Here is a 6,000-nt window from a genome sequence, read left to right on the forward strand (position 1 = left end):
GGCTCAGGTGCCGCCGCCCAGGCCCGGCGGGACGGCCATGTGCAGGGCGGAGACGAAGGCGGAGATGGCCGGGTGGGAGCCGGCGCCGGCGCGGAAGGCGGCGCGGGTGCGGCGGTACATCGGCAGGCGGGTGAGGACGACCCCGGGCGGGAGGCCGGCCGTGCCCAGGCGGGGGACCAGGGCGACGCCCTGGCCGGCCGCGACCAGGGCCAGCACGGTGGTGAAGTCGTCGATCTGGTGCCGGATGCGCGGCGCGAAGCCCGCCGCCTCGCAGGCCCGGACGGCCATGGTGTGGCAGAGCGTGTCGGGCGGGGACATGATCCACGGGGCGCCGCGCTGCTCGGCGACGGTGCCCGGGGTGCGGGCGGCCAGGTACATGGGCTCGGTGAAGACCGGGCGGGTCACCGCGAGGCCCGGCTCCGGGTCGGCCGGGACGAGGTCGTACTCGTGCACCAGCGCCACGTCCAGCTCGCCCGCCCGCAGGGCCGCGCCGACGGCCGCCGGGTCCACCTCGGTGACCATCGGTTCCAGCCCCGGGTGCCAGCCGGCCAGCTCGGCGAGCACCGCCGGGATGATCGCCCGGGCCGCCGACGGGTAGGTGCCGATCCGCAGTGGTCCCGCCAATCCCCGCTTGGCGTGGGCGAGTTCGGCGTCGGCCTGCTCCAGCAGGGCGAGCACCGCCTCGGCGTGCCGGACGAGGCCCAGCCCGGCCGGGGTGAGGGTGACCCGCCGTCCGGTGCGCTCCAGCAGCGGGACGCCCGCCTCCTTCTCCAGGACGGACAGCTGCTGGGACACCGCCGAAGGGCTGAAGGAGAGCGCCTCGGCGACGGCCGCGATGGTGCCGAGGTGGGCGAGTTCGCGCAGCAGGCGCAGGCGTCGGACGTCCAGCATCGGGCCAGCCTAGTCGAGCATCGGCTCAGCTTACGAGAAGCGTCGGAAATATGAACTGGACCTGGGCGATCGACGGGCCGCAGGATCGTGGACATGGAACTCAAGGGCATCCACGTCCCCCTGATCACCCCTTTCGCCGCCGACGGCTCCGTCGCCCTCGACGCGCTGGAGAAGCTGGCGCACGAGGTCCTGGACGCCGGGGCGGCCGGGCTGGTCGCGCTCGGCACCACCGGCGAGCCGGCCGCGCTGACCGCCGAGGAGCGGGACGCGGTGGTGGACGTCGCCGCGGCCGCCTGCGCCGCGCGCGGGGCGCAGCTGACCGTCGGAGCCTCCGGCGGCGACACCCGGGCCGTCGGCGAGGCGCTGACCATGTTCGGCGCGCGGGTGCCGCGGGCGGCGGCGCTGGTCACCACGCCGTCCTTCGTCCGGGCCGGCGAGGCCGGGACGGTCGCGCACTTCCGGGCACTGGCCGCGAGCAGCCCGCTGCCGCTGATCGTCTACCACATCCCGTACCGCACCGGGCAGCAGCTCTCCACCGCCGCGCTGCGCGAACTCGCCGCGATCGAGGGCGTGGTGGGCGTCAAGTACGCGACCGGAGGGTTGGACCGGACGGCCGCCGAGCTGCTCGCCGACGCCCCCGCCGGATTCGCCTTCCTCACCGGCGAGGACGCGTTCCTCTCGCCGATGCTGGCGCTGGGCGCGGCCGGCGGCATCCTCGCCTCCGCCCACCTGGCGACCGCCCGGTTCGTCGAGCTGGCCGAGGCCTGGCAGGCCGGGGACGTGGCGCGGGCGCGGGCGCTCGGGCACCGGCTGACCGGGCTGGCGCTGTCCGCCTTCACGGCGCCGAACCCGTCGGTGACCAAGGGCGTGCTGCACGCCCAGGGCCGCATCCCGACTCCGGACGTGCGGCTGCCGCTGCTGCCGGCCGGGCGGGCGGAGGTCGACGCCGCGCTGACCCTCGCCAGTGGTCTGGACCATTAGGGTCCGTCCGGGCGGCCTCTCACACCGTGGAACACCAGGCCGCCCCACCCGCGTGACAAGGCATGATGGGCAGAGTGCGGCTGTGAACAGCACCATTCAGAGGAGTAGTCGGAGATGAAGATCGGCATTGTCGGTGCCACCGGCCAGGTCGGCGGCGTGGTCCGCGAGATCCTGGCGGAGCGCGCTGGTCGTGAAGGCGGACTGGGCCCGGTGGAGCAGCTGCGGCTGTTCGCCTCGGCCCGCTCGGCCGGACGCACGCTGCCCTGGCAGGGCACCGAGGTCACCGTCGAGGACGCGGCCACGGCCGACTACACCGGCCTGGACATCGTGATCTTCTCGGCCGGCGGCTCCACCTCCAAGGCCCTGGCCCCCAAGGTCGCCGCGGCCGGTGCCGTCGTGATCGACAACTCCTCCGCCTGGCGCCGCGACCCCGAGGTCCCGCTGGTCGTCTCCGAGGTCAACCCGGAGGCCGTCGCGGACCGCCCCAAGGGCATCATCGCCAACCCGAACTGCACCACCATGGCCGCCATGCCCGTGCTGCGCCCGCTGCACGAGGAGGCCGGCCTGGCCGCGCTCGTCGTCTCCACCTACCAGGCCGTCTCCGGCAGCGGTGTGGCCGGCGTCGCCGAGCTCCAGGACCAGGCCGCCAAGGTCGTCGAGCTGGGCGCCGCCGCGCTCGCCCACGACGGCGGCGCCGTCGAGTTCCCGGAGCCCAAGGTCTACCAGCGGCCGATCGCCTTCAACGTGGTGCCGCTGGCCGGCTCCGTCGTCGACGACGGCTCCAACGAGACCGACGAGGAGCAGAAGCTCCGCCACGAGAGCCGCAAGATCCTCGGCATCCCGGAGCTGAAGGTCGCCGGCACCTGCGTGCGCGTCCCGGTGTTCTCCGGCCACTCGCTGCAGATCAACGCCCGCTTCGAGCGCCCGATCAGCCCCGAGCGCGCCGTCGAGCTGCTCAGCGGCGCCCCCGGCGTCGAGCTGTCCGACATCCCCACCCCGCTCCAGGCCGCCGGCCGGGACCCGAGCTACGTCGGCCGCATCCGGGTGGACGAGACGGTGGACAACGGACTGTCGCTGTTCGTCTCGAACGACAACCTGCGCAAGGGCGCCGCGCTGAACGCCGTCCAGCTGGCCGAGCTGGTCGCCGCCGAGCTCAGGGGCTGAGCGCCTCCGGTCCCGCGCGGGGGCCGGACCCCCGGGCCGGACCACCGGCGTCCACAGGGTCGGAACACCGCCGCGTGACCTCGGGCGGGCCTCGTCGTTGTACGGGGCCCGCCTTCGCTTTCGTCCGCTCCGCGCCGGGGCGGCTGTTGCGGTGCCGGGACAACCGGCGAGGTTCGGCGGGCGAACCGGGGGTAAAAGGTGACCCAACGATCGGGCGACGACGGGGGCCCCTCACCTCGGCACGCCCGGACGGCGGGAGGACCGCCCATTCCCGAATCGACCCACCCGACTGATTCCGAGGGCGAGCGAAAAGAGGTGCGCGATGGACCGCTGTGTCGTCCTGGTGGACGCCGGATATCTGCTGGGCGCCGCCGCCAGCCTGCTCGCCGGGGATCCGTCCCGGTCCAAGGTCACGGTGAACCACACCGCCCTGATCACCGCACTGCGCGAGCGCGCCGAGGCCGAGACCGGGCTGCCGCTGCTGCGGATCTACTGGTTCGACGCCGCGCCCGACCGGCGCCCGATGCCCGAGCACCGGCGGCTGCGGGTACTGCCCCGGGTCACCGTACGGCTCGGCGCGCTCACCCGGGCCGAGGGGCGCTGGGTGCAGAAGGGTGTGGACGCCGCGATGCACGCCGAACTCTCCGAACTCGCCCGCAACCGGGCCTGCGCCGACGTCGTGCTGATCACCGGTGACGGGGACCTGCTGCCCGGCATGATGACCGCCAAGGAACACGGGGTGGCCGTCCACCTGTGGGCCCTGCAGGCCGCCGACGGCGACTTCAACCAGTCCGAGGACCTGGTCGGCGAGGCGGACGAGCGGCGGGTGCTGGACCGGGAGTGGATCGAGGGGTCCTTCTCGCTGCGGGAGCACTCCAGCATGTTCCCGGCCCCGGGGGCCCGGCAGGAGATCGCCAAGATCCTCGCCGCCCCGCCGGCCGCCCCGCCCACCGTGGTGCCGCCGGTGGTCCGTCCGGTGGCCGCCGCCTCGGCCGCCGAGGCCCCCGCCGCGGCCTCGGCGGGAGCGGATCCCGACGCCGACGGCCGGCCGCAGCCGGCCGCGGCCGCGCTCAAGGTCGTCCCGACGCCGAAGGACCTCGCCGGCAGGGCCTCCTCCGTCACCGCGATCACCCCGTCGGCGAACGGAACCAACGGCCCCGCGGCCACCGGCCACGCCGCGAACGGGCACGCCGCGAACGGGCACGGGGTCAACGGGCACGGGGCCGTCGCGCAGGCCGGGCCGGTGCTGCGCTGGTCCTCCGACCGCGGCTGGGTGGACCGGCCCGCCCCGGAGCCCGCCGTCACCGCCGGCGACAGCCTGCCCACCCTCGCCCAGCTCACCACCGCCGAGCAGCGCTGGGCCGACCGCGAGGAGGACATCACCTCCATCGGCGGTGACGCCCACGAAGTCGGGCAGGTCTTCGCCCGCCGCTGGAGCGACCGCGTCGGCGACACCGAGAGACTCACCATGCTCTGGCCCGACTACCCGCGCATCCCGCACCGGGTGGACGGCGAGCTGCTGCGCTACGCCGCCCGCTTCGGGCTGCTGGCGCACAAGGACGACCAGATCGACGAGCACGACCGCTACGCCATCCGGGCCGGGTTCTGGAAGGAACTGGCGGCCCGGGTGCCGGGCGGGTCGATGGTCGTCGACGACTGAGCCGGCCGGTCGGCGGCCCGGGGGTCGGCAGGGCCCCGTTGTCCGGTTCGCCCGTACGAGCGCGTAGAGTCGTCGGTCGTGAACGAGACGGCCGGGCGAGCACCCGAGGAACCCCAGCCGTGCGCCGTCGTGCGCGACCTGGTCAGGACCTACCGCAGCGGGCGCGGCGCGGCCGCCACCGAGATCCGGGCCAACGACGGGATCACCCTCACCGTCCGCAGGGGCGAGATCTTCGGGCTGCTCGGGCCCAACGGAGCCGGGAAGTCGACGCTGGTGCGCCAGCTCACCGGGCTGCTGCGCCCCGACGCGGGATCCGTCGAACTCTTCGGCCACGACATCGTGCGGCACCCCGAGCGGGCCGCCCGGCTGCTCGGCTACCTCGGGCAGGAATCCACCGCGCTGGACGAGCTGACGGTGGCGCTCGCCGCCGAGACCACCGGACGGCTGCGCGGCCTCACCCGGGCCCAGGCCCGCGGTACGGCCGCGGACGTGCTGACGGAGCTCGGGCTGGAGCCGATCGCCACCCGGCCGCTCGCGAAGCTGTCCGGCGGACAGCGGCGGCTCGCCTGCTTCGCGGCCACCCTGGTGGGGGACCGGCCGCTGCTCGTCCTGGACGAGCCCACCACCGGCATGGACCCCGTCGCCCGGCGGGCCGTGTGGAGCGCCGTGGACCGGCGGCGCGCCGAGCACGGGACGACGGTGCTGCTGGTCACCCACAACGTGATCGAGGCGGAGACGGTGCTCGACCGGGTCGCCGTGGTGGACGACGGCCGGGTGATCGCCTGCGACACGCCCGGCGGGCTCAAGGCGCTGGTGGACGGCGACGTCCGGCTCGACCTGGTCTGGCGGGACGAGGCGCCGGTCGGCGTGCCCGCCGTCGCCGCGCTGCGCGAGCGGGCCGAGTGCACCGGCCGCCGCTGGACCGTCCGCACCACCCCCGAGCAGGCCCGCGAGCTGGTCGCCGCCGTCACCACCGGCCCGGCCTTCGCCGCCCTCGACGACTTCACCCTCGCCACCCCGAGCCTTGAGGACGCGTACCTCAAGCTGGGCGGCCGCCACGGAGGACTGGCCAAGTGACGCTGCTCTCGGTGCCCCCGCGGACCGACCGGTCCACGGCCGCCCCCGCTCCGCTCGCCCCCGCGGCCAGGCTGCTGCCGGCGCTCGCGGCCGTGTACCGGGCGCAGCTCGCCCGGGCACGGGTGGCGCGCATCCCGCTGCTGTTCGTGGCCACCTTCCAGTCCGTGGGCATCCTGGTGATGATGCGGGGCGTGGTGGACGCCGGGCAGTCCTCGGAGGCGCGGTCC

The 6,000-nt window shown here is 75.2% G+C and carries 5 protein-coding genes and 1 pseudogene; 5 read left to right on the top strand and 1 reads right to left on the bottom strand.

Annotation, left to right across the window (positions count from 1 at the left end):
* Nucleotides 1–3 precede the first annotated feature (3 nt).
* On the bottom strand, nt 4–891 hold the full coding sequence (locus tag ACWGKU_RS29275; protein ID WP_452180034.1) for a LysR family transcriptional regulator: 888 nt from the start codon (nt 889–891) through the stop codon (nt 4–6).
* Between the two features lie 93 nt (nt 892–984).
* Between ACWGKU_RS29275 and ACWGKU_RS29280 the strand changes: the two genes are divergently transcribed.
* The 5 genes and pseudogenes from ACWGKU_RS29280 to ACWGKU_RS29300 form a co-directional block, all read left to right on the top strand.
* Entirely contained in the window at nt 985–1,872 is an 888-nt protein-coding gene (locus tag ACWGKU_RS29280; protein WP_452180035.1) for a dihydrodipicolinate synthase family protein, read from the top strand.
* Between the two features lie 114 nt (nt 1,873–1,986).
* Entirely contained in the window at nt 1,987–3,036 is a 1,050-nt protein-coding gene (locus tag ACWGKU_RS29285) for an aspartate-semialdehyde dehydrogenase (protein ID WP_359908324.1), read from the top strand.
* Nucleotides 3,037–3,358: 322 nt separating this feature from the next.
* Nucleotides 3,359–4,696 carry an NYN domain-containing protein gene (locus ACWGKU_RS29290; RefSeq protein ID WP_452180036.1) on the top strand — a complete coding sequence of 446 codons (1,338 nt, stop codon included), beginning with the start codon at nt 3,359–3,361 and terminating at the stop codon, nt 4,694–4,696.
* A 78-nt stretch (nt 4,697–4,774) separates the two neighbouring features.
* Nucleotides 4,775–5,773 (top strand): ABC transporter ATP-binding protein, encoded by a 999-nt coding sequence (locus ACWGKU_RS29295; protein WP_401049655.1) that lies wholly within the window; start codon nt 4,775–4,777, stop codon nt 5,771–5,773.
* Nucleotides 5,770–6,000, top strand: a pseudogene (locus ACWGKU_RS29300) (ABC transporter permease); the annotation flags it as partial. The gene ACWGKU_RS29295 and the pseudogene ACWGKU_RS29300, both read left to right, overlap by 4 nt.

This window comes from Kitasatospora sp. NPDC054768, from assembly GCF_053612025.1.